Source organism: Pseudomonas sp. ASL7 (assembly GCF_056680375.1).
In genome coordinates this window covers 4,323,176-4,345,494 of the sequence record NZ_CM155279.1, presented here as the reverse complement: position 1 = coordinate 4,345,494, position 22,319 = coordinate 4,323,176, and the positions used below count along the sequence as shown (strand labels likewise).

At 60.0% G+C, this 22,319-nt stretch carries 18 protein-coding genes; 8 read left to right on the top strand and 10 right to left on the bottom strand.

Going from position 1 to position 22,319, the window contains the following annotated elements; genetic code table 11:
* Positions 1-16: 16 nt before the first annotated feature.
* The 4 genes from AC1MDT_RS20100 (at position 17) to fba (ending at position 3,141) form a co-directional block, all read left to right on the top strand.
* Positions 17-1,180 (top strand): phosphoglycerate kinase, encoded by a 1,164-nt coding sequence (locus AC1MDT_RS20100; RefSeq protein ID WP_480418632.1) that lies wholly within the window; start codon positions 17-19, stop codon positions 1,178-1,180.
* Positions 1,181-1,214: 34 nt separating this feature from the next.
* Positions 1,215-1,436 (top strand): hypothetical protein, encoded by a 222-nt coding sequence (locus tag AC1MDT_RS20095; RefSeq protein WP_480418631.1) that lies wholly within the window; start codon positions 1,215-1,217, stop codon positions 1,434-1,436.
* A 56-nt stretch (positions 1,437-1,492) separates the two neighbouring features.
* On the top strand, positions 1,493-1,825 hold the full coding sequence (locus AC1MDT_RS20090) for an MliC family protein (protein WP_480418630.1): 333 nt from the start codon (positions 1,493-1,495) through the stop codon (positions 1,823-1,825).
* 251 nt (positions 1,826-2,076) lie between these two features.
* Positions 2,077-3,141 carry a class II fructose-bisphosphate aldolase gene (gene fba / locus AC1MDT_RS20085; RefSeq protein ID WP_480418629.1) on the top strand — a complete coding sequence of 355 codons (1,065 nt, stop codon included), beginning with the start codon at positions 2,077-2,079 and terminating at the stop codon, positions 3,139-3,141.
* Between the two features lie 119 nt (positions 3,142-3,260).
* On the opposite strand, the gene AC1MDT_RS20080 is transcribed toward fba, so the two are convergent.
* Positions 3,261-3,935, bottom strand: coding sequence for a polysaccharide lyase family 7 protein (locus AC1MDT_RS20080; RefSeq protein WP_480418628.1), 675 nt, complete (start codon positions 3,933-3,935; stop codon positions 3,261-3,263).
* A 321-nt stretch (positions 3,936-4,256) separates the two neighbouring features.
* Between AC1MDT_RS20080 and AC1MDT_RS20075 the strand changes: the two genes are divergently transcribed.
* The 3 genes from AC1MDT_RS20075 (at position 4,257) to AC1MDT_RS20065 (ending at position 7,296) form a co-directional block, all read left to right on the top strand.
* Complete coding sequence (locus tag AC1MDT_RS20075; RefSeq protein WP_480418627.1) at positions 4,257-6,380, top strand: putative bifunctional diguanylate cyclase/phosphodiesterase; 2,124 nt, start codon at positions 4,257-4,259, stop codon at positions 6,378-6,380.
* Positions 6,381-6,425: 45 nt separating this feature from the next.
* Entirely contained in the window at positions 6,426-6,932 is a 507-nt protein-coding gene (locus tag AC1MDT_RS20070) for a M48 metallopeptidase family protein (protein ID WP_480422834.1), read from the top strand.
* Between the two features lie 67 nt (positions 6,933-6,999).
* On the top strand, positions 7,000-7,296 hold the full coding sequence (locus AC1MDT_RS20065) for a winged helix-turn-helix domain-containing protein (RefSeq protein WP_480418626.1): 297 nt from the start codon (positions 7,000-7,002) through the stop codon (positions 7,294-7,296).
* Between the two features lie 123 nt (positions 7,297-7,419).
* Here the strand turns inward: AC1MDT_RS20065 and AC1MDT_RS20060 are convergent, their stop codons facing one another.
* Positions 7,420-7,872: a GNAT family N-acetyltransferase gene (locus AC1MDT_RS20060; protein WP_480418625.1), complete on the bottom strand. Its 453-nt coding sequence runs from the start codon at positions 7,870-7,872 to the stop codon at positions 7,420-7,422.
* Positions 7,873-8,128: 256 nt separating this feature from the next.
* On the opposite strand from AC1MDT_RS20060, the gene AC1MDT_RS20055 reads away from it, so the two are divergent.
* Positions 8,129-8,866: a substrate-binding periplasmic protein gene (locus AC1MDT_RS20055; protein WP_480418624.1), complete on the top strand. Its 738-nt coding sequence runs from the start codon at positions 8,129-8,131 to the stop codon at positions 8,864-8,866.
* Between the two features lie 124 nt (positions 8,867-8,990).
* On the opposite strand, the gene yccS is transcribed toward AC1MDT_RS20055, so the two are convergent.
* The 8 genes from yccS to betB form a co-directional block, all read right to left on the bottom strand.
* Positions 8,991-11,174, bottom strand: a complete 2,184-nt coding sequence (gene yccS / locus AC1MDT_RS20050; RefSeq protein WP_480418623.1) for a YccS family putative transporter — start codon at positions 11,172-11,174, stop codon at positions 8,991-8,993.
* Between the two features lie 261 nt (positions 11,175-11,435).
* Positions 11,436-12,614, bottom strand: coding sequence for a BaiN/RdsA family NAD(P)/FAD-dependent oxidoreductase (locus AC1MDT_RS20045; protein ID WP_480418622.1), 1,179 nt, complete (start codon positions 12,612-12,614; stop codon positions 11,436-11,438).
* 155 nt (positions 12,615-12,769) lie between these two features.
* Entirely contained in the window at positions 12,770-14,107 is a 1,338-nt protein-coding gene (gene dbpA, locus AC1MDT_RS20040) for an ATP-dependent RNA helicase DbpA (RefSeq protein ID WP_480422833.1), read from the bottom strand.
* A gap of 231 nt (positions 14,108-14,338) precedes the next feature.
* The gene (gene mdtD / locus AC1MDT_RS20035; protein ID WP_480418621.1) at positions 14,339-15,766 is read right to left on the bottom strand and encodes a multidrug transporter subunit MdtD; all 1,428 of its coding nucleotides are present in this window, start codon (positions 15,764-15,766) and stop codon (positions 14,339-14,341) included.
* A 149-nt stretch (positions 15,767-15,915) separates the two neighbouring features.
* Positions 15,916-17,253: a TldD/PmbA family protein gene (locus AC1MDT_RS20030; protein ID WP_480418620.1), complete on the bottom strand. Its 1,338-nt coding sequence runs from the start codon at positions 17,251-17,253 to the stop codon at positions 15,916-15,918.
* Positions 17,253-18,695 carry a TldD/PmbA family protein gene (locus AC1MDT_RS20025; RefSeq protein ID WP_480418619.1) on the bottom strand — a complete coding sequence of 481 codons (1,443 nt, stop codon included), beginning with the start codon at positions 18,693-18,695 and terminating at the stop codon, positions 17,253-17,255. The genes AC1MDT_RS20030 and AC1MDT_RS20025 overlap by 1 nt, the downstream gene beginning before the upstream one ends.
* Before the next feature lie 271 nt (positions 18,696-18,966).
* Positions 18,967-20,670, bottom strand: coding sequence for a choline dehydrogenase (gene betA, locus AC1MDT_RS20020; RefSeq protein ID WP_480418618.1), 1,704 nt, complete (start codon positions 20,668-20,670; stop codon positions 18,967-18,969).
* 157 nt (positions 20,671-20,827) lie between these two features.
* Complete coding sequence (gene betB, locus AC1MDT_RS20015) at positions 20,828-22,300, bottom strand: betaine-aldehyde dehydrogenase (protein ID WP_480418617.1); 1,473 nt, start codon at positions 22,298-22,300, stop codon at positions 20,828-20,830.
* Between the last annotated feature and the right edge of the window lie 19 nt (positions 22,301-22,319).

The following is a 22,319-nucleotide window of genomic DNA, read 5'->3' as shown; positions in this document are numbered from 1 at the left end:
TCAGGAATTGCGACCCATGACCGTGTTGAAGATGACCGACCTCGATCTGCAAGGTAAGCGCGTACTGATCCGCGAAGACCTCAACGTCCCAGTCAAGGACGGTGTTGTCACCAGCGATGCGCGAATCCTGGCTTCGCTGCCGACCATCAAGCTGGCCCTGGAAAAAGGCGCGGCCGTGATGGTCTGCTCCCACCTTGGCCGTCCGACCGAAGGCGAGTTTTCTGCCGAGAACAGCCTCAAGCCAGTCGCTGACTACCTGAGCAAGGCGCTGGGTCGCGAAGTGCCGCTGGTGGCCGATTACCTGGGCGGCGTCGACGTGAAAGCCGGCGACATCGTGCTGTTCGAAAACGTGCGCTTCAACAAGGGCGAGAAAAAGAACGCTGACGAACTGGCCCAGCAATACGCCGCCCTGTGCGACGTATTCGTGATGGATGCCTTCGGCACCGCTCACCGCGCCGAAGGTTCGACCCACGGCGTGGCCAAGTTTGCCAAAGTCGCGGCGGCTGGCCCGTTGCTGGCTGCCGAGCTGGATGCACTGGGCAAAGCCCTTGGCGCCCCGGCTCAACCAATGGCCGCCATTGTTGCCGGCTCCAAGGTCTCGACCAAACTCGATGTGCTCAACAGCCTGAGCCAGATCTGCAACCAGCTGATCGTCGGCGGCGGCATTGCCAACACCTTCCTGGCCGCTGCCGGTCACCCGGTCGGCAAGTCCCTGTACGAACCGGACCTGCTGGAGACCGCTCGTGCCATCGCCGCCAAGGTGAGTGTGCCTTTGCCGGTCGACGTTGTGGTCGCCAAGGAATTCGCTGAAAGCGCCACCGCAACCGTCAAGTTGATTGCTGACGTGGCGGCAGACGACATGATTTTGGACATCGGCCCACAGACCGCGGCGAATTTCGCCGAGCTGTTGAAGTCGTCCAAGACCATTCTGTGGAACGGCCCGGTAGGCGTGTTCGAATTCGATCAGTTCGGTAACGGCACCAAAGTGCTGGCCCAGGCCATCGCCGAAAGCTCGGCGTTCTCGATCGCTGGCGGCGGCGACACCCTGGCCGCTATCGATAAGTATGGCGTTGCTGATCAAATCTCCTACATTTCTACTGGCGGCGGCGCATTCCTTGAGTTCGTCGAAGGCAAGGTTCTGCCCGCTGTCGAAGTCCTGGAAAGCCGGGCCAAGGCCTGAGGCTACCCAATTGACCAGGCAAAGGAGTGTTGAGATGGTCAAGACGTTCGCGCTGTTGATCGTCGCGGGTATGCTGGCGGCTTGCGGGAGTAACCCGAAAGCCACGCCGGAGCCGGCGCCGACTGCTCCGCAGAACGACTGTTACCAGGCCGACTGGCAGGCGGAAACCAACCCGGTGATCAACAAGCGTTCCGGGCCGGAAGGTCTGGACAAATACGAGACACCGACGCCGGCCAAGGAACGTGGCTGCCCTTGACGGGTCTGACTCTTTACTCAGGGCTGGTAGCATGCGCCGCCAGTCGAGGAACACGGATGAAAGGTTTTATCGCCGTTACGGCGTTGGCACTGCTGGCAGGTTGCTCCAGTTTGAACCTGTTCAAGCCCGCTGATTCGACGGACAGTTGGACCACCTGGACCTGCGACAGCCAGGCCAAAGTGGTTTGGCGCTACAGTGACGACAGCCACAAGGAAGTCGATGTTCGCCTGGGTGGGGCCGATCAGGTCTACCGCTTGAAACTTGAGCCGGGCGCCGAAGGTACGCTGTACAGCAACGACATGCTGGCGTTTCACGTAAAAGGTGAGGAAGGCCTGGTGTATTGGGTCGCCACCAATGATTTGATTGGCCGCGGTTGTAAAGCGCAGTAATTGACACACCACAGACCTAATGTGGGAGCGAGCCTGCTCGCGAAAGCGGTGGATCAGCTTGCATCAATATTGAATGTGAAACCGCATTCGCAAGCAGGCTCGCTCCCACAGGGTGCTGTGTAGTTCTTCAGATTTTGGTAGCACCGAATTCGCAGCACGGGCCAACCCCCGATCTGCAATAACTTGAATAGCCGCCGCCGCTACGGCAGGCTGGCACGATTAACGACCCTCAACCGGGAGAGACACACACAATGGCACTTATCAGCATGCGCCAGATGCTGGACCACGCAGCCGAGTTCGGCTACGGCGTTCCAGCCTTCAACGTCAACAACCTTGAGCAGATGCGCGCCATCATGGAAGCGGCTGACAAGACTGACTCCCCGGTGATCGTCCAGGCTTCGGCCGGTGCTCGCAAATACGCCGGCGCGCCGTTCCTGCGTCACCTGATCCTCGCAGCCATCGAAGAGTTCCCGCACATCCCGGTATGCATGCACCAGGACCACGGCACCAGCCCTGACGTCTGCCAGCGTTCCATCCAGCTGGGCTTCAGCTCGGTGATGATGGACGGTTCCCTGGGCGAAGACGGCAAGACTCCGACCGACTACGACTACAACATTCGTGTCACCCAACAAACCGTGGCCATGGCTCACGCCTGCGGCGTATCGGTAGAAGGCGAGCTGGGCTGCCTGGGTTCGCTGGAAACCGGCATGGCCGGTGAAGAAGACGGCATCGGCGCCGAAGGCGTTCTGGATCACAGCCAGATGCTGACCGACCCGGAAGAAGCCGCTGACTTCGTCAAGCGCACTCAGGTCGACGCCCTGGCCATCGCCATTGGCACCAGCCACGGCGCATACAAGTTTACCAAGCCGCCTACTGGCGACGTACTGGCCATCGACCGTATCAAAGAAATCCACAAACGCATCCCGAACACCCACCTGGTGATGCACGGTTCGTCTTCGGTGCCACAAGACTGGCTGGCGATCATCAACCAGTACGGTGGCGACATCAAAGAAACCTACGGCGTACCGGTTGAAGAAATCGTCGAAGGCATCAAGCACGGCGTGCGCAAGGTCAACATCGATACCGACCTGCGCCTGGCATCCACCGGTGCGATGCGTCGTCTGATGGCTACCCACCCGAGCGAATTCGACCCACGTAAATTCTTCGGCGCCACCGTGACCGCCATGCGTGATGTGTGTATCGCTCGTTATGAAGCGTTTGGTACCGCAGGCAACGCTTCGAAGATCAAGCCGATCTCGTTGGAAGGGATGTACCAGCGTTACCTCAAAGGTGAGTTGAACGCCAAGGTCAACTAAGCCTTCAGCGTTTCAAGAACCACTAAAAAACCCGCAGAGATGCGGGTTTTTTTGTGGGCGAATGCTCGGTTCATTTCCCACTCCCGCAACCGCAACCCGTAGCAGCTGCTACGGAGTAATCAGCCTTGCTTATCGTGATCAATATCCAGCTTGCTAAACGTTACTTTCCCGCCTTCGCTGGTGTACCCGGTATTGTCCTGCACATATACCCCGGCCTTGAAGTACAGCGGCTTGTCGCGCCAGGTAGCGCTGATGTCAGTATCCCACTGGTAGCCTGCGGCGCTGATGCCCAGCGCGCCGCCAGGGCTGAGGTGAATCAGGTAGGAGAATTGCTGATCCAGTTTCACGCCAGTGGCGATGGTGATCACCCGGCCTTCGCCATCGTCGGGGTGCATGCGCACCTTGGCCACGATGTTGCCTGTCTGTGTAGTGGTCTTGTACTGATATTCGACCTTCACCAAGGGCTTCTGGCTGTTGTAGGCGTGGATCTGACCGATGACGATCTTGCCGGAGCTGGGCACCTGGTTGACCGCCAGGGTGGCACGCAGGGCGTTGTCAGCCTCCGGGTAAAGCCAGTTGCGCAAGGTGCCGTTGCTGTAGGTTTCGCGAAGTTCGGTGCGGGGATACTTTGCGTTTGCCGTTTTAGAACCGGTGACCGGGGCCCAGAAAAACAAGGTGCCGGTGTCGGAGTGGAAGTACTGATCCTTGAAGCCATTCACCAGTTTTGGCGTGTCAACGGTGTACGGCGGATTGCCGACGGGAACGCTGAGGTTCCAGGTTGCGAGATCGATCATAGGCAAAAGCTTCCACAATTTTTACCGCACACACGTGCCAGAAGCTCTAGCACGCGCATTGGAGGGCGGTCTTTATAAACGCGAAAGGCAAATTTGTTAACGGCTCACTGACAAATGGATGGCGTCAATATCCTGTTAAAAGGCCATCTTTCGCGTTTTTAGCGGCCTGTAGGCGTGACCGTTAGTCGGTAAATGGACGTATTGGTTAATGATGGCGTACTGACACCTTCTGCTTTCACGGAACCCGGTCTAGAGTGATGGCTTGGTATTTGTCCGGTTTTCACGAGAAACCGGCCTGAGGTCCCGAACAAGAGAAGCAGCATGGAATGCGCGCACCCCCCGCCAGCTGAAGCCAACTCAATCCTTTTAATCGTTGATGATTACCCTGAAAACCTGATCAGCATGCGCGCACTGTTGCAGCGCCAGGACTGGCAGGTCATGACCGCCGCCTCGGGTTTCGAGGCGCTGAGCCTGTTACTCGAACATGATATCGACCTGGTACTGCTGGATGTGCAGATGCCGGGCATGGATGGTTTTGAAGTGGCGCGACTGATGCGCGGCAGTCAGCGAACCCGTCTTACGCCGATCATTTTCCTCACTGCCAACGAGCAGTCCCAGGACGCCGTAATCAAAGGTTACGCCAGCGGTGCGGTGGATTACCTGTTCAAACCGTTTGACCCGCAGATTCTCAAACCCAAAGTCCAGGCGCTGCTCGAACATCAGCGTAATCGCCGTGCGTTGCAGCGCCTGAGCCATGATCTGGAGGCTGCTCGCGCGTTTAATGCCTCGGTGCTGGATAACGCGGCCGAAGGCATCCTGGTGGTCGATGAGGGCGGCGTGATCCGCTTTGCCAACCCGGCGATGTCGCGGCTGCTCAATGCCACGGTGCAGAACCTGCAAGGCAGGGAGTTTCTGGACTTCCTGCAAAAACCGCATATCCCGATCTGGGCCGATTCAGCGCTATTGGCCGGCTACAAACGCGGTGAAACCCTGCGCCTGCACGATGCATCGCTGCGAACCGCACCCGGCCAGCAGGTGCCGGTTGCGCTGTCCTGCGCACCGTTACCCTCCGAGCAACAGGCCATGGTGGTGACGGTGTTGGACATGTCTGTGGTGCGCCACTTGCACCAGCAGCTGGAGTTCCAGGCGGTGACTGATCCGCTGACCGGGCTGCTCAACCGACGGGGTTTCTATCAGACGGTGGAAAACCTGTTGCTGCGCGGCGAACGTTCAGACGGTGCGTGGGTCTTGTTGTACCTCGATCTCGACGGCTTCAAGCGGGTCAACGATTCCCTCGGCCATGATGCCGGTGACCGTGTGTTGCGCTGGGTTTCCGAGCAATTGAAAGCCTGCTTGCGGCCCTTCGATATTCTGGCGCGCATGGGCGGTGACGAGTTCACGGCGTTGCTGGACCTGGAATTCCCTGAGCAAGCGGCGAAGATTGCCGAGAAACTCATTGAGCGCGTGTCGATCTGTCAGCAGATTGATGGTCTGGATATCGCCTTGGGTGCCAGCATCGGCATCGCCACGTACCCGGATGGCGGTGCCAATCTCGATGGCTTGCTGCGAGCGTCCGACATTGCCATGTACGAAGCCAAGCGTGCCGGCCGTCAGCAGTATCGCTTCTACGATCACGAAATGAACGGCCGGGCGCGCTCGCGATTGATGCTCGAAGACAGCGTGCGCTCGGCCATCGAGAATCGTGATTTCAATCTGGTGTATCAACCTCAGGTGGCCATCGCCGATGGGCGGATTCGCGGGTTCGAGGCGTTATTGCGCTGGCAGCATCCGAGTGTCGGCGACGTACCGCCAGGGCTGTTTTTACCGCTGCTGGAGGAGGCGCGGTTGATCAGTCGTCTGGGCAGCTGGATTTACCACCGCGGCGCCGGGCAGCGCAAAGCCTGGGAAACCCTGTTTGCCGAGGACCTGGTGCTGGGCGTCAGTTTGAGCAGTACCCAGTTCGGCATGCCGAATCTGGTGACCGAGCTGCGCCAGGTGCTGGAGCGTCATGGCTTGCAGCCGCGTCATCTGGAGGTCGAGGTCACTGAAGACGCCTTGGCGAAAAATCCCGAGGAAACCCGCAAGCAGCTGCGTTTGCTGCGTCATCTCGGGGTGCGGGTAGCGTTGGATGACTTTGGTGTCGGACCTTGTTCGCTGTCGCATCTGCGCGACCTTGAGCTGGATACCCTCAAGCTTGATCGGCATCTGATCGCCCGCCTGCCAGAATCATCCCGGGATGCGGCGCTGGTGCGCATGGTGATCGAACTGTGTCAGCAATACGGAATGCTGGTCATTGCCGAAGGGGTGGAAACCGTTGCTCAGTATGAGTGGCTACGCGCTAATGGCTGCGGTTATGTGCAAGGTTTTCTGGTGGCGCGGCCGATGATGGCCGAGGACGTCGGCGACTTTGTGCAGCCGTTCGACTGGAGCGCGCTGGCTGGCTGAATTCGCTACACTGACGACCTTTTCGTGACTCGTGTTGCCGCCCAAATGACCGTGTTGAAATACCTTCAGGCCTATCCCGCTGCATTGCAGGACCAGGTGCGCCAGCTGATCAATGAAGGTCGGCTGGGTGATTACCTGGACCAGCGTTACCCGGAAAAACATGGCGTGCAGAGCGACAAGGCGCTGTACACCTATGCGTTGGAACTCAAACAGGAATACCTGCGTAATGCCCCGGCCATCGACAAGGTGTTGTTCGATAACCGCCTGGATTTGACCCACCGCGCCCTCGGCCTGCACACCACGATTTCCCGGGTGCAGGGCGGCAAGCTCAAGGCCAAGAAAGAAATTCGTGTGGCGGCCCTGTTCAAGGAAGCACCCTCCGGGTTTCTGAAAATGATCGTGGTGCATGAACTGGCACACTTCAAAGAGTCGGATCACAACAAGGCGTTCTACAAGCTGTGCGAACACATGTTGCCGGGGTATCACCAGGTGGAGTTCGATTTGCGGGTGTACCTGACGTGGCGGGACATGTCTGCGCGCTCAGGCGCGTAGTAGCTGCCGACAACCCGGGCCACGTTCGGACGATCTTTTGATCTTCTAATTGATAAGGAACGCATGGATGGACGTGAGCAAGACCAAGAGCAGTTTCTACCGCCGGTTATACGTGGCGTACTTGATCGACAGCGGGCGAGCCAGCAGCGTGCCGGCGCTGACTGAAGTCACCGGCATGCCACGGCGTACGGCTCAGGACACCATTGCGGCATTGGTGGACCTGGATATTATTTGCGAATTCGAGCAGGAAGAAGGCGCACGCAATCATGCGGGACGCTATAGGATTCGCGAGTGGGGGGCGATTGATCGCGGGTGGATAGAGCGAAATCTTCAGCAGATTAAAGCGGTGCTGGAATATCCCTAGCTCCTGCGGTGACTGAGCCTGCGTCATCGCGAGCAAGCTCGCTCCCACAGGTTTCGGGCTGGATTGAAAGTGTGTTATCCAACCACGATCCCTGTGGGAGCGAGCCTGCTCGCGATGGGGCCCTCAGGGCCGACGCATCCCGATATGCGCAATGCCATCTTCCATATATACCTCACCCGCCACGACAAACCCGTACCGCCCGTAATACCCCTGCAAATGCGCCTGGGCCGAAAGATAAATCGGCACTTCAGGCCAGTGCTTTTCAGCGTGCTTCAGCGCTTGGGCCATCAACTCATGACCAAGCCCGGTGCCTCGCGCCTGCGGGGCAATGATCACTCGGCCAATAACCACATCGCCGCCCTGTAGCTCCGGGTCGAGCATCCGCAGGTATGCCACCAGCTGGTCGCCGTCCCAGGCCATCAAATGGCGGGTGTCGCCCTCCAGATCCTGGCCGTCGATGTCCTGATACACGCATTTCTGCTCAACGACGAACACCTCTGCCCGTAACTGCAGAATGGTGTACAGCTGCTCTTTGCCTAGATCGCTATGGTGTTTGCAGATCCAATCGATTGTCATCTTCACACTTCCTTGACCAAGTCGCTCCGATACTAAGCGCACGGATGAAAGATGTCTGTATGCCGCAGAATTCTGTGGTAGAAGCCAAAATGCCATCATTCATTTCGCGCGGCGTTGTCTTCTTTGTGTAATCTTTGAAGACGCGCAATGCAATAGCGTCAATGAGCTAAGGTTAGACCGGAGCTATGTCGGTACAGGGCCTTGGAGTTTTGGCTGAAAACACACTGGGCAGCCCGCCCGCTAAGGATTTTCTAGCATGCCGCGATTGCATCGAGCTTTTGCTTTGATTGGATTGCTGTTGCTGACTCAAAACGCGGCAGCGGAAAAGCTGCGCCTGGTCGCCGATGCCTGGCCGCCCTTTACCGACGCCACGTTGGTCAACGGCGGGTTGGCCACGGACATTGTCAGCACCGCGCTGGCCCGGGCAGGCTATGCCAGTGATTTTGAGCAGGTGCCTTGGGCACGCGCCTTGCTGGGGGTGAGCGAGGGTCGATACGACGTGTTGGTCAACGCCTGGTACACCGACGAGCGCACAAAAATCGGGATGTTTTCCGGTGAATACCTACTCAACCGTGTGCGCTTCCTCAAGCGCAAAGATGCACCTATCGAATACAACAATCTGCAACAACTGCACACTTATCCGATCGCGGTGGTGCGTGGGTATGCCTATTCGCAGGAGTTCGATGAAGATGTGTCGCTGCAGAAGATTCCGGTGCACAACTTTGCCATGGCTGTGCGCATGGTCGCGGCCGATCGGGTCAAGCTGACCCTGGAAGACGAATACGTCGCTCGTTACTACCTGGCCCGGGAATCATCCAAAGTGCGCAATGCCGTGGAGTTTTTGCCCAAGCCGCTGAGCGAGAACAGCCTGCACATCCTGGTCAGCCTGAAGAACCCGAGGCATGAACAAATCGTCGCCGGTTTCGACCGCGAGATCGCGGCGATGAAGGCGGATGGGAGTTATGAGCGGTTGATGCAACAGCATGGGATGTGAGTTTGCGGTGTGATTGATGGCCTCATCGCGAGCAAGCTCGCTCCCACACTGATCGTTGGTACACCGGAGATCCACTGTGGGAGCGAGCTTGCTCGCGATGAGGCCTGCCCAGACAACACACCTCTCAGGTTTCGCTGGTGTCTTTAATGAGATGCGCCGCCAATGTCCGTAACGGCCCCAACTGCCGGCAGATCAACGCCAACTGCGTCTGCACCAACCGTTGGCCTTCATCGATTTCATCCGGCATCTGTTCCAGCGCATTGGCCAGTGCCTCTTCCTCGTCGCTCTGAATCGCAATCGGCAGTTTGCTCGCCAGTCCTTGGGCGATTTCGTCGATGCTGGTGGCCAGTTTTGCTCCGGCACCGTCGATCAAGTGCTCGCGCACGTCCGGCGGCAGCTGGGTTTCCCGATGTGCGCCCAGGCCTGACAAGTAGCTGAGTAACGTATGCGACAGCACCAGGAAACGGAATCCGACGTCTGCTTCCTTACGGAAGTGCCCCGGCTCCATCAGCATGTTGGCCAGCGTCGTCGACAGCGCGGCGTCGGCGTTATGGGCGTTGCGCCGGGCAAGGCGATAGGCCAGGTCGTCGCTTTTGCCGATGGCGTATTGCTGCATGATTTGGCGCAGGTAGATGCTGTTGCAGGTCAGGGTGTTGGCCAGCACTTTGTTCAGACGACGGCCCTGCCAGTCCGGCAGGAAGAAGAACACTGCCAGCCCCGCGATCAGACTGCCCAGCAAGGTATCGAGCAGCCGTGGCAGGAACAGCCCGTATCCGTCACCTACCTGGTTGAAGCAGAACAGTATCATCAGGGTGATCGCGGCCGTGGCCAGGGTGTAGCGCGTGGTGCGGTTGATAAAGAACACAACACCGGCGGCAATCGCGAAGCATGACTGGATCACCGGGTTCGGGAACAGATCGAACAGCGCCCAGGCCGCGGTCAGGCCGATGGCGGTACCGACGATGCGCTGGCCGAGTTTGCGTCGCGTGGCACCGTAGTTCGGTTGGCAGACGAACAGGGTGGTGAGGACGATCCAGTAACCCTGGGACGGGTGGATCAAATGCACCATCCCATAGCCGATGCTCAAGGCCATGGGCAAGCGCAGGGCATGTCGGAACAGCAATGACGTTGGCGTCAATTGGGTGCGCAGGCGTATCCAGACATCCTTGAGGTTGCGCGGAGAGCGGTCGAGCAAACTGCTGTCGGTGGCATCGGCCAGGGTGTCGGGGTTACTGGCGTCGCTGAGCAAGTGGTCGAGTGTGCCAAGGTTGGCGGCCAGTGCTCGCAATGACCGGAGCAAGCCGCGCCAGGCCGGGTTGCTCTGAATGCGCAGGTGTTCGAGGGAGGCGTGCAGATCGCTCAATGCTTCGGCGAAGCTCGCGTCATAGATGAATGGCTGGCGCATCTGAATCGATTCGGCCAGCGCGCGGCAGGCCTTGCCTTGCTGACGCAGCAGGCGCTGGCAGCGGAACAGCACGTCGCTGTGGAAGAACGCCTCGGCCAGCGCGTTGTAAGGGTAGTGCGAGGAACTGGCGCGCTCGTGGATGTCCTGGGCGAGGAAGTACAGCTTCAGGTAGCGGCTGACTTTCGAGCCTGGCCGACCGTTGCCGACCCGGTGCAGGATGATTTCCTTGGCCGCGTTCAGTGCGGCGACCACCCGGCCGTTCTGCTGGGCCAGTTCCAGGCGGCGCGACTCTACGTCTATCTGTCGGATAGGCTCGAACAGCGACGATTTCAATTTCAAGTAATAACCCAGCTCGCGGAACAGGCGCGCCAGGCTCTGCTGCACCGGCTGGTTGGAAAACAGCGCTTGCCACACCACCGAGAGCAAACCGTACCAGGCCGCACCGGCCACCAGCAGCACGGGCTCATGCCAGAAATCGGTCACCGCGCCACCGCGCTGGTCCACGCCGATCACGGTGTAGACCGACAGAATCAACGTTGCCGAAGCAATCGCGCCATAGCGCTCGCCGAGGGCGCCGAGCATGGTCAGGCCAAAACTGGCCAAGGCCAGGGCGATAATAAAGATCACGGGGTAGGGGAAGAGCAATTCGACCGAGAGCGCGGCGACGCTGAAGCACACCAGCGTCACGGCCAGCGCATTGAGGCGGCCCTGCCAACTGTCGTCGGTTTCAGCCAGGGCGCTGGCAATGATCCCGAGGAACAACGGGATCAACAACCCCATTTCATCCTGATACCAACAGACCGCCATGGTGCCGGTCAGGGCGATGAACACCCGCACGCTGTAGCTGAATTTATCCAGCGCCCAAAGGCGGCGCAGAGACTGACGAAACGGAGTCGATGGCATGAAGTGTGAAGGCCTTCCGAGGCAATGACGCTAAATTGAGCCAGTAATGACGTCGACGCAATGGCGCCGATCACATCTGACAGCAAAATCTGTTCCTTATAGATCAACACATAACCAACTGGGGAGCTGTGTTGAGGTGGCCAGCCAAAAGACCTGTGGGAGCGAGCTTGCTCGCGATAGCGGTCCTACATTCAACGTAGAGGTTGGATGTGTTGGCCTCATCGCGAGCAAGCTCGCTCCCACAGTTTGTTTTGCGTTTCGTTAGACGTACTGCGCGGCGGCGTAGCCGGAGGCCCAGGCCCACTGGAAGTTGAAGCCACCCAGGTGTCCGGTGACGTCGAGCACTTCGCCGATGAAATACAGGCCAGGGCTTTTCAGTGATTCCATGGTCTTGGATGACACCTCGTTAGTGTCGACGCCGCCCAGGGTCACTTCTGCGGTGCGGTAGCCTTCGGTGCCGGCCGGTACGACTTTCCAGCTCGCCAGTTTTTCGGCGATGTCGGCAATTTCCCCGTGGGTGTATTGCTTCATCGGTTTGGAAGCGAACCAGTTATCCGCCAGCAAGTTGGCCATCTTCTTGGTGAAGATTTCCCCCAACAGGGTTTTCAACTCACTGTTCGGACGTTCGGCTTGCTGCTGTTGCAGCCAGCTCGGCACGTCGTGGTCCGGCATCAAGTTGATCTCGACCGTGTCGCCGGACTCCCAGAACGAAGAAATCTGCAAAATCGCCGGGCCACTGAGGCCGCGATGAGTGAAGAGAATGTTCTCGCGAAAGCTCTGATCGTTGCAGCTCACCAGACAATCTACCGACGTACCGGACAGCTCGGTGCAAAGCTCCTTGAGCTGATCGGTGATGGTGAATGGCACCAGCCCGGCTCGTGTCGGCAGCAGATCATGGCCGAACTGCCTGGCAACCTGATAACCGAAACCGGTGGCGCCCAAGGTTGGAATCGACAGGCCGCCGGTGGCGATGACCAGCGATTCACAGGTGATCTGGCCCAGCGTGGTGTCCAGTAGATAACCGCTCTCGAGCTTCTCGATGGTCTGGATCGAGGTGTCCAGGTGCAGGCTCACGCCCACCTGATCGCACTCGTTGAGCAGCATCTCAAGGATGTCGCTGGATTTGTTATCGCAGAACAACTGCCCGAGTTTTTTTTCGTGGTACGGCACGCCGTGTTTGGCGACCATGCCGATGAAATCCCACTGGGTATAGCGAGCCAGTGCGGATTTGCAGAAGTGCTCGTTGCGCGAGAGAAAATTGCCCGGTTCGGTGTACATGTTGGTGAAGTTGCAGCGACCACCGCCCGACATCAGGATTTTCTTGCCGGCCTTGTTCGCATGGTCGAGCAATATCACTTTGCGCCCGCGCCCGGCGGCGGTCAGCGCACACATCAAACCTGCGGCGCCAGCGCCAATGATCACGACTTCGGTAGAGCGCAAAACGGTGTCCTCACACAAATCTCAGAACAGTTGCGGTCCCTGTAGGAGCGAGCTTGCTCGCGAAGGACGTTAACGATAATGCGGGTAACCTGGCTCAACGCGGTGAGCTCAGGTTTTTCGCGAGCAAGCTCGCTCCTACAGGGGCGGTGGTGTTCTTACAGGATACGAACGCGCAACGAACGGCCTTTGATCTTGCCGTCGTTCAGGCGCTGCAAGGCTTGCTTGGCGATCCCGCGTTCAACAGCCACATAGGCCTGGAAGTCGAAAATCGCGATCTTGCCGACCTGAGCGCCCGGAATGCCGGCATCGCCCGTCAAAGCACCCAGAATGTCGCCCGGACGCACCTTGTCTTTACGGCCAGCACCGATGACCAGCGTGCTCATCGCCGGCAGCAGCGGTGCGCCGCCCTGGGACTTGAGGTTGTCCAGCTGATCCCAGCTCAACGGCGAATTCTGCAGTTGCTCGATGGCTTGGGCGCGGTGCGCTTCGGAGGGGGCGACCAGGCTGATCGCGATCCCTTTCTCACCGGCACGGCCGGTACGGCCAACGCGGTGAATGTGGATTTCCGAATCACGGGCCAGTTCGACGTTGATCACCATGTCCAGCGCATCGATGTCCAGACCGCGCGCGGCGACGTCGGTGGCAACCAGTACCGATGTACTGCGGTTGGCGAACATGGCCAGCACCTGGTCGCGGTCACGCTGTTCCAGATCGCCGTGCAGGCCGACGGCGGAGATGCCTTTGGCGGTCAGGTGATCGACAGTTTCCTGGACCTGCTGCTTGGTGAAGCAGAACGCGACGCAGGAGGCCGGACGGTGATGCGCGAGGACTTTGACCACGGCGTCCATGCGCTCTTCCGGGGAGATCTCGTAGAAACGCTGCTCGATCTGCGTGTCGTCGTGGAACGCCTCGGCCTTCACCTGCTGCGGGTTGCGCATGAATTTCGATGCCAACTGCTTGATGCCCACCGGGTACGTGGCCGAGAACAGCAGGGTCTGGCGGCGCTCCGGGCACTGGGCGATGATTTCTTCGATGGAATCGTAGAAACCCATGTCGAGCATACGGTCGGCTTCGTCGAGGATCAGGGTATTCAGGCCGTGGAGCACCAGCGAACCTTTGCGCAGGTGCTGCTGAATCCGGCCGGGGGTGCCAACGATGATGTGTGCGCCGTGCTCCAGCGAGCCGATTTGCGGGCCGAACGACACGCCGCCGCACAGGGTCAGGACCTTGATGTTGTCTTCGGCGCGGGCCAGGCGACGGATTTCCTTGGCAACCTGGTCAGCCAGTTCGCGAGTCGGGCAAATGACCAGTGCCTGGCAACCGAAGAAGCGCGGATTGATCGGGTTCAGCAGGCCGATACCGAAGGCCGCGGTCTTGCCGCTGCCGGTCTTGGCCTGGGCGATCAGGTCCATCCCCTTGAGGATCACCGGCAAGCTTTGCGCCTGGATCGGCGTCATCTCGGCATAACCCAAAGAGTCGAGGTTAGCCAGCATGGCGGCGGACAGCGGCAAAGTATTAAAAGCGGTGGCGATGGTGGTCACGGGACTGGCCTGCAAAACAAAATGTCGCGCAGTGTACCAGCCCCATGGCCATTCGCCCGTAGTTTCCAGACGAGAAGTCGTAGCAGCTGCCGAGGCACGAGGCTGCGTTGGGCTGCGAAGCGGCCCCCGAGGGCGGTCCTGCGGACACGCAACGCAGCCTCGTGCCTCGGCAGCTGCTACAAGTCAGTGTTCTATATCGTGCTCGCGGCTGACCGTCCGTCGGCCATCCGTGGGGGAAAGCTGGGAAAAGATCGTCGCGGCCAGCATCGCCATGATGCCGACGGTGACGAAGGTCAGTTGGAACGCGCCCAAAACCGTGTCCACGCCATCATTTCCGATCTCGGCGGTAAAGCCGCCGAGCAAGGCGCCGGCGCAGGCAACGCCGAGGCTCAGGGACAATTGCGCGACCACCGACAGCAGGCTGTTGCCGCTGCTGGCGCTGGCGTCGTCGAGATCGATCAGCGTTACGGTGTTCATCGCCGTGAACTGCAAGGAGTTGATCGCCCCCAGAATCGACAGCATCACCAACAGCAACCAGTACGGCGTGTGCTCGCTGACCAGGCCCATGCTCGCCAGCATCAGTCCCAGCGCCAGCGTATTGCCGGTCAGCACGATTCGGTAGCCCAGTCGCTCGATCAACGGTCGCGCGATGGACTTGGCGACCATCGCTGCGGCGGCCAGGGGCAGCATGCTCATCCCTGCCTGGGACGGTGAATAACCCAGCGCCACTTGCAGCAGCAATGGCACGAGGAACGGCAACGCGCCGCTGCCCAAACGGGCGAACAAGTTGCCGAGGATACCCACGGCAAAGGTTCGGGTCTTGAACAGGGAGGGTGCGAACAGCGGATTTTCGATGTGCCCGGCCCGCAACCAATATGCCGCCAGACACGCCATGCCGCCGAACAGCAACAACATCACCCGCAAGTGCGGCAGGTGCAGTTCCCCGAGGCCTTCCATGGCGATGGTGATCAGCACCATCGCTGCGCCAAACATCAGAAAACCCAGGCTGTCGAAGCGCGTGCGTTCACTGCCGCGCAGGTCGGGGATGAACTTCCATACGGCGTAGCACCCGATGGCGCCTACCGGCAGGTTGATCAGGAAGATCCAGTGCCAGGTCAGGTATTGCACCATCCAGCCGCCCATGGTCGGGCCGATCAAGGGGCCGAGCAGACCGGGAATGGTGATGAAGCCCATGATTCGCACCAGTTCCGAGCGCGGGTAAGCGCGCAGCACCACGAGTCGACCGACCGGCAGCATCAGCGCGCCGCCCAGACCTTGAATCACACGAGCGCCGATCAGCAGGCTGAGTGTGTTCGACAACGAACAGAGCAGCGAGCCGATGCTGAACAGCAGAATCGCGCCGAAGAAGATTTTCTTGGTGCCGAAACGGTCAGCGATCCAGCCCGAGGCCGGAATCAGCAACGCGACGGTGAGCATGTAGGCGATGATCACGCCCTGCATGCGCAACGGGTCTTCCGCCAGGTCACTGGCCATGGCCGGCAGCGCGGTGTTGAGGATCGTCCCGTCGAGGGACTGCATGAAGAAGGCAATGGCAACGACCCACGGCACCCAGCGGGCGGTGAGAGCGTCGAGAGACGGGCGGTTGGGCATGGGACCCCTTGTCAGTGTGGGCATTTCACCGATCGCTGTAGGAGCGAGCTTGCTCGCGATGGACGTGAACGATGACGCGTGCTGCCTGGAAAAATGCGCCGCCTTCACATTCATCGCGAGCAAGCTCGCTCCTACAGGGATATGCGTATTTACAGCGTTAAAGTCAGTTTGCTGACCAGCGCACCCGGCAACAACGCCGAGGCCGTCGCTCGCTGACTGTAGGTACTGGCCGACAACAGCAACTCGCGTTCTTCGGTCAACGCCTCCAACTGCGAACCCAGCAAACTGTAGGCACTGTCATCAAAGCGCATGGTGCTCACCGGCGCCTGGATCTCGCCATTCTCGACCCAGAAGGTCGCAAACCGCGTCATGCCGGTCAGGCGTGCGGCCGGTTGGTCCGAGTAGTTCAGGTACCACAGATTGCTGATGTACAAACCGGTGCCCAGCTGCTTGAGAATCGCTGCATCGGGCAAGGTGCCGGCCGCCATGTTCAATGCGCTTGGCATTTCACCCCCACTGGCACCGTTGGCCGTCAGACCGTATTCGGCAGCGCTGCGCGAGCTGACCATTTGCGCGCCCGCTTTACCGCCCACAATCAGCCCCAAATCACTGCGTGGATAACCTTCACCGGAAAACGCCGGGCTTAACGATCCACTGACTTTTTCATCCAGCGAGACCAATGGGCTGAACGAGCTGTCACCTGCGTAGAGCTTCTGCAGCGGACTGTTTTTGCTGGCAATCGACTGCGCCGAGAAACCGCCCCAGCCCAGCATGTCCATGATTTCGCCCAGGGCTGCCGGCGCCAGATAGGCGCGGTATTGACCCGGCGCCAGGGTGCGTTGCGGTCTACCTAGAAACGCCAGCTGCTCGCGTGCCTGCGCGAAGCGCTTGGCAAACCCGTCGCTGCTCCAGTCGTGCCCGGCGTAGCTGGATTTCACCGCCTGGCCGTTTTCATGAAACAGACTGAAGTCGAAGTTGAAGCTGTTCGCCTGGTGCCAGCCGAACGCGCCCGAAGAACTGGCGAAGCCGCGACTGATCGGGCCTGCGGCGTAGAAACCCACCAGGTCCAGCCCTTCAGCGGCCTGGCTGATTTCAGCGATCACCTGCTCGGTGTCCGGCAACGGATGTTCCTGCACGTTCTTGCTCTGCCAGCCGTTGTAGTTGAGCAACAAGTACGGATCCTGCGGCAGCAGTGGCAGGGTTTCACGCAACTGTTGCAGGCCTTCGGCCAGCCGCTGAAGGTCAACTTCAGGGTCGCCTGCCAGCGTGATGTTGAGGTCGGCATGACGGCCATCGTTGATCAGTTTCAAACCGATGCTTGCCTGTTGTACCTGACCGGCCTGGCGAACCTTGGCGTGATTGAATCGCACGAAGGCCGACGATTCGGCGGCGTAGCTGAGGGTGAACTGTTCCGGTTCGCGAATCGCGTCGCGCAACCCGTTGACCAAGGCCTTGAACGCATCGGCCTGACTTTTCGACGTACTCATCAGGCGTCTCCCCCAAACACATCAACGTTGCTGAACACGCAGGCTGGCGACGCGTGGCCGACGCGAATCACCTGATTCGGTTCTCCCTTGCCGCAGTTCGGTGTGCCCAGGACCTTGACGGTACTGGCATCACCAACGGCGCTGAGGCTTTTCCAGAACTGCGCGGAAATCGCCCGGTAGTTGGGGTTCTTCACCACGCCTTTGAACTCGCCGTTTTCGATCAACTGAGCCCATTCGCAACCGAACTGGAATTTGTTGCGCGCATCGTCGATGGACCATGAGCGGTTGGTCGACATCATGATTCCATGCTCGATGTTGCCGATCAGTTGCTCCAGCGGCTGATCGCCGGGCTCGATGTTGAGGTTGGCCATGCGGTCGATTGGCGGACGGTTCCAGCCGCAGGCGCGGCTGTTGGCGACGCCATCCATGCCGGTACGGAATTGCGACAGAGCACCGCCCAGTGGGCGCAGCAACAAACCTTCGCGAATCAGGAATTGCTTGCTCGCAGCGGTGCCGTCGTCGTCGTGACCGTAGCTGGCAAGCTGTTCGGGAATGTCCGGGTCGAACGTCACGTTGAGGAGTTTGGAGCCGTATTGCAGGCTGCCGAAATCGTCGGCTTTGACGAAACTGGTGCCGGCGTAATTGCGTTCGTCGCCGAGGATGCGGTCCAGCTCCAGCGGGTGACCGATGGATTCGTGGATCTGCAGCATCATCTGATCGGGCATCAGCAGCAGGTCGCGCGGCCCTTGCGGGGTGTTCGGCGCCAACAACAATTGCAGCGCCTGATCGGCGATTTTCGGACCAGCGCCGACCAGGCCGCAGCGGCTGATCACATCAAAGCCACCCTGCTGGCCGAAGTTCTCGCGGCCCAGAGTGCGGGTCTGGCTGTCGCTGCCGTCGTAGGCGGTGACTTCCAGGCTCGGGTAGACGAAACGTTGGGCCTGGCGCAACTCGGCACCGGCACTGTTGAGGTAGATTTGCTCAACGTGAGTGATGCCGATGCTGACTTGCCAGTTCACCAGTCGCTCGTCTTTGGGCACCGCGGCGGACTCGGCACCGAGCAGTTGGTAGCAGTCGCTCAGGGATGGGAAGGGCTGGTCGATGTGCGGTGAAAAGTAGTCGGCGCGGTCGCTGGTCACGGCGTGGTCGCGCAGGTCGAGCAAGGCGTGGGGTTTGAGCCGTCGGGCTTGGTGTTCGGCACGCTCGAGGGCGGCTTGCAAGCCGTGCGCAGACAGGTCGCTGGTCGCGGCGTAGGCTTCGACGCCGTTGACTCGAACGGTCAGCATGGCGCCTTCGTCACGGTTGAAACTCGGAGGTTCGGCCACATTCTTGCGCACCGACAGGTACTGGCCGGACTCGCGCACATAACGCAGCGAAAAGAATTCAGCGCCCGTGCGCAAGGCAGCAAAACGCTGCTTGAGCTGGGGGTGGAAATCGAACATTCGGGAACCTCCTTGGAATGGAGTGGGGGGTGCAGCGGTGTTGCGAATGGGGAGGTGAAACGTTTGCGTGGCGCTAGATTAGGCTTGTGCGGGGGGAAGGATCAAGCGTGGAACGGTGCGGTGAGTGAATACTGGAGGTGTGTTGTCTGGTCGGGCCCCATCGCGAGCAAGCTCGCTCCCACATGGGGCGGGTAGATCACACATCTGCAATCCAACCCAAAACCTGTGGGAGCGAGCTTGCTCGCGATTGGCCGTGACGCGGTGTTACGGCTTACTGAGCAGTAGCGCTCACATCCCGCAACGGCTTGCCACGCACCGGTGCATCACCGGCCACGTAGTAGGCGGCCTTGCTGCGCGGCAATGGCTTGCGACCACGGATCTTGTCGGCGATTTTCTCGGCGATCATGATCGTTGGGGCATTCAGGTTGCCGGTGGTGATGATCGGCATGATCGACGCATCGACGACGCGCAGGGCTTGCAGGCCATGTACACGGCCTTCGGCATCGACCACGGCCATTTCGTCGGTGCCCATCTTGCAGGAGCAGGACGGGTGGAACGCGGTTTCGGCGTGTTCGCGGATGAACTTGTCCAGTTGCTCATCGGTTTGCACGTCAATGCCCGGGCTGATTTCACGGCCACGGAAGGCATCCAGTGCAGGCTGTTGCATGATTTCACGGGTCAGGCGAATGCCGTCACGGAACTCCTGCCAGTCCTGTTCGGTGGCCATGTAGTTGAACAGGATGCTCGGGTACTCCCGCGGGTCCTTCGACTTGGCCTGGATGCGACCGCGACTCGGCGAACGCATGGAACCCATGTGCGCCTGGAAGCCGTGTTCTTTCACACCGTTGCTGCCGTTGTAATTAATGGCAACCGGTAGGAAGTGGTACTGAATGTTCGGCCATTCGAATTCCGGGCGGGTACGGATGAAGCCGCCGGCTTCGAACTGGTTGCTGGCGCCGATACCGGTGCCATTGAACAGCCACTCGGCACCGATGGCCGGCTGGTTGTGCAAGAGCAGCGACGGGTACAGCGAGACCGGTTGGGTGCAGGCGTATTGCAGGTACAGCTCAAGGTGGTCCTGCAGGTTTTCACCGACGCCTGGCAGGTCGTGGACCACCGGGATGTCGAGCTTGTTCAGCAGTTCGGCAGGGCCGACACCGGAGCGTTGCAAAATCTGCGGCGAAGCGATGGCACCGGAGCACAGCAGTACTTCTTTGCGCGCACGGACTTCAACGCGCTCTTCAGCGGCGCCGATCAGGTAACGCACGCCGACCGCACGCTTGCCTTCGAACAGGATCTTGTCGGTCAGGGCGTGGGTGACGATGGTCAGGGTCGAGCGCTTCTTGGCGACGTCCAGGTAACCGCGAGCGGTACTGGCGCGACGGCCCTTCGGCGTAACGGTACGGTCCATCGGGCCGAAGCCTTCTTGTTGATAACCGTTGAGGTCGGAGGTAGCGGGGTAACCGGCCTGTACGCCGGCTTCAACCATGGCGTGGAACAGTGGGTTGTTGCCGGCTTTGGGCGTGGTCACGCTGACCGGACCGTCGCCACCGTGGTAGTCGTTCGGGCCGATGTCACGGGTTTCGGCTTTGCGGAAATAGGGCAGGCAGTTCAGGTAGTCCCAGTCTTCAAGACCCGGCAGTTTGGCCCAGTTGTCGTAGTCCATCGCATTGCCACGGATGTAGCACATGCCGTTGATCAGCGAAGAGCCACCCAGGCCTTTGCCGCGACCGCATTCCATCCGGCGACCGTCCATGTGTGGTTCTGGATCGGTTTCGTACGCCCAGTTGTAGCGACGACCTTGCAGCGGGAACGCCAGGGCGGCCGGCATTTGTGTGCGGAAGTCGAAACGGTAGTCCGGGCCGCCGGCTTCGAGCAGCAGGACGGTGACGCCTTCATCTTCAGTCAGACGGGTCGCCAGGGTGTTACCGGCCGAGCCGGCACCGATGATGATGTAATCGAATACTTGGGACATTGAATGCACCCTCTTTGAAGTTGGTCAGGTCACCTGTAGCAGCTGCCGAGGCACGAGGCTGCGTTGGGTCGCGCAGCGACCCCCTGAGGGCGGTCCTGCGGACACGCAACGCAGCCTCGTGCCTCGGCAGCTGCTACGGGGGATTAACAGCCGAGGCTTAGAAAACCGAGGCGTAATCGCCCAGTTCGACCTGTACCGATTTGATGCGTGTGAAGTTGTTCAGCGAGCTGATGCCGTTCTCACGACCCACGCCCGACTGCTTGTAGCCGCCGACCGGCATCTTGGCGTCGGACTCGCCCCAGGCGTTGATCCAGCAGATACCGGCTTCCAGTTGATGAATCACGCGGTGAGCGCGGTTCAGGTCCTTGGTGACGACGCCTGCGGCCAGACCAAAGTCGGTGTCGTTGGCACGACGGATCACTTCGTCTTCGGTTTCGTAGGTCAGGATGCTCATGACCGGGCCGAAGATTTCTTCGCGGACGATGGTCATCTCGTCGGTGCAGTCGGTGAACACGGTCGGTGCCACGAACGCGCCTTTGGCGAACTCGCCGTCGGTCAGGCGTTTACCGCCGCACAGCACGCGAGCGCCTTCTTCCTTGCCTTTGGCGATGTAACCCAGCACGCTTTCCATGTGGGCAAAGCTGACCAGCGGGCCGAAGTTGGTGTTTTCGTCTTCCGGGTTGCCGATGCGGATGCGCGCAACGCGCTCAACGATCTTGGCTTCGAACGCGGCTTTCAGGTGGCTCGGGATGAACACGCGAGTGCCGTTGGTGCAGACCTGGCCGGAGCTGTAGAAGTTGGCCATCATCGCGGTGTCGGCGGCGCGATCGAGGTCGGCGTCGTCGAAAATGATCAGCGGGGATTTGCCGCCCAGTTCCATGGTCACATCTTTCAGCGACGAGGCGGACGCGCTGGCCATGACCTTCTTGCCGGTATCGGTGCCGCCGGTAAAGGAGACTTTTTCGATGCGTGGGTGCTCGGTCAGCCAGGTGCCGACTTCACGGCCGCTGCCGGTCAGTACGTTGAACACGCCCGCCGGAACGCCGGCTTCGGTGTAGATCTCGGCCAGTTTCAGCGTGGTCAGGGACGTGACTTCGCTTGGTTTGAAGATCATCGCGTTACCGGCCGCCAGGGCGGGTGCGGATTTCCACAGGGCGATCTGGATCGGGTAGTTCCACGCGCCGATACCGGCCACGATGCCCAGCGGCTCGCGACGGGTGTAGACGAACGACGTGGTGCGCAGCGGGATCTGTTCGCCTTCGATGGCGGGAATCAGGCCTGCGTAGTATTCCAGCACGTCAGCGCCGGTGACGATGTCAACGTAGCGGGTTTCGGAGTACGCCTTGCCGGTGTCCAGGGTTTCCAGGGCGGCCAGTTCATCATTGCGCTCGCGCAGGATGTCCACGGCACGACGCAGGATGCGCGAACGCTCCATGGCCGTCATTGCCGCCCAGATTTTCTGGCCCTTTTCGGCGCTGACCACCGCGCGCTCGACGTCGTCCTTGGACGCACGCTGTACTGTTGCGAGGACTTCACCGTTAGCCGGGTTGATGGCTTCGAAGGTGGCGTCGCTGCTGGCGTCGCTGTAGCCGCCATCGATGTAGAGTTTTTGCAGTTCGAAACGGGCCATATAGTCCTCGCAAGAGCAT

Excerpts from the sequence above, each read along its gene's own strand:
- yccS (WP_480418623.1), bottom strand. The coding sequence starts at position 11,174 with ATGCCATCGACTCCGTTTCGTCAGTCTCTGCGCCGCCTTTGGGCGCTG.
- AC1MDT_RS20060 (WP_480418625.1), bottom strand. The coding sequence starts at position 7,872 with ATGACAATCGATTGGATCTGCAAACACCATAGCGATCTAGGCAAAGAG.
- AC1MDT_RS20055 (WP_480418624.1), top strand. The coding sequence starts at position 8,129 with ATGCCGCGATTGCATCGAGCTTTTGCTTTGATTGGATTGCTGTTGCTG.
- AC1MDT_RS20095 (WP_480418631.1), top strand. The coding sequence starts at position 1,215 with ATGGTCAAGACGTTCGCGCTGTTGATCGTCGCGGGTATGCTGGCGGCT.
- fba (WP_480418629.1), top strand. The coding sequence starts at position 2,077 with ATGGCACTTATCAGCATGCGCCAGATGCTGGACCACGCAGCCGAGTTC.
- betB (WP_480418617.1), bottom strand. The coding sequence starts at position 22,300 with ATGGCCCGTTTCGAACTGCAAAAACTCTACATCGATGGCGGCTACAGC.
- AC1MDT_RS20030 (WP_480418620.1), bottom strand. The coding sequence starts at position 17,253 with ATGAGTACGTCGAAAAGTCAGGCCGATGCGTTCAAGGCCTTGGTCAAC.
- AC1MDT_RS20065 (WP_480418626.1), top strand. The coding sequence starts at position 7,000 with ATGGACGTGAGCAAGACCAAGAGCAGTTTCTACCGCCGGTTATACGTG.
- AC1MDT_RS20025 (WP_480418619.1), bottom strand. The coding sequence starts at position 18,695 with ATGTTCGATTTCCACCCCCAGCTCAAGCAGCGTTTTGCTGCCTTGCGC.
- betA (WP_480418618.1), bottom strand. The coding sequence starts at position 20,670 with ATGTCCCAAGTATTCGATTACATCATCATCGGTGCCGGCTCGGCCGGT.
- mdtD (WP_480418621.1), bottom strand. The coding sequence starts at position 15,766 with ATGCCCAACCGCCCGTCTCTCGACGCTCTCACCGCCCGCTGGGTGCCG.
- dbpA (WP_480422833.1), bottom strand. The coding sequence starts at position 14,107 with ATGCTGGCTAACCTCGACTCTTTGGGTTATGCCGAGATGACGCCGATC.
- AC1MDT_RS20080 (WP_480418628.1), bottom strand. The coding sequence starts at position 3,935 with ATGATCGATCTCGCAACCTGGAACCTCAGCGTTCCCGTCGGCAATCCG.
- AC1MDT_RS20100 (WP_480418632.1), top strand. The coding sequence starts at position 17 with ATGACCGTGTTGAAGATGACCGACCTCGATCTGCAAGGTAAGCGCGTA.
- AC1MDT_RS20075 (WP_480418627.1), top strand. The coding sequence starts at position 4,257 with ATGGAATGCGCGCACCCCCCGCCAGCTGAAGCCAACTCAATCCTTTTA.
- AC1MDT_RS20070 (WP_480422834.1), top strand. The coding sequence starts at position 6,426 with ATGACCGTGTTGAAATACCTTCAGGCCTATCCCGCTGCATTGCAGGAC.
- AC1MDT_RS20090 (WP_480418630.1), top strand. The coding sequence starts at position 1,493 with ATGAAAGGTTTTATCGCCGTTACGGCGTTGGCACTGCTGGCAGGTTGC.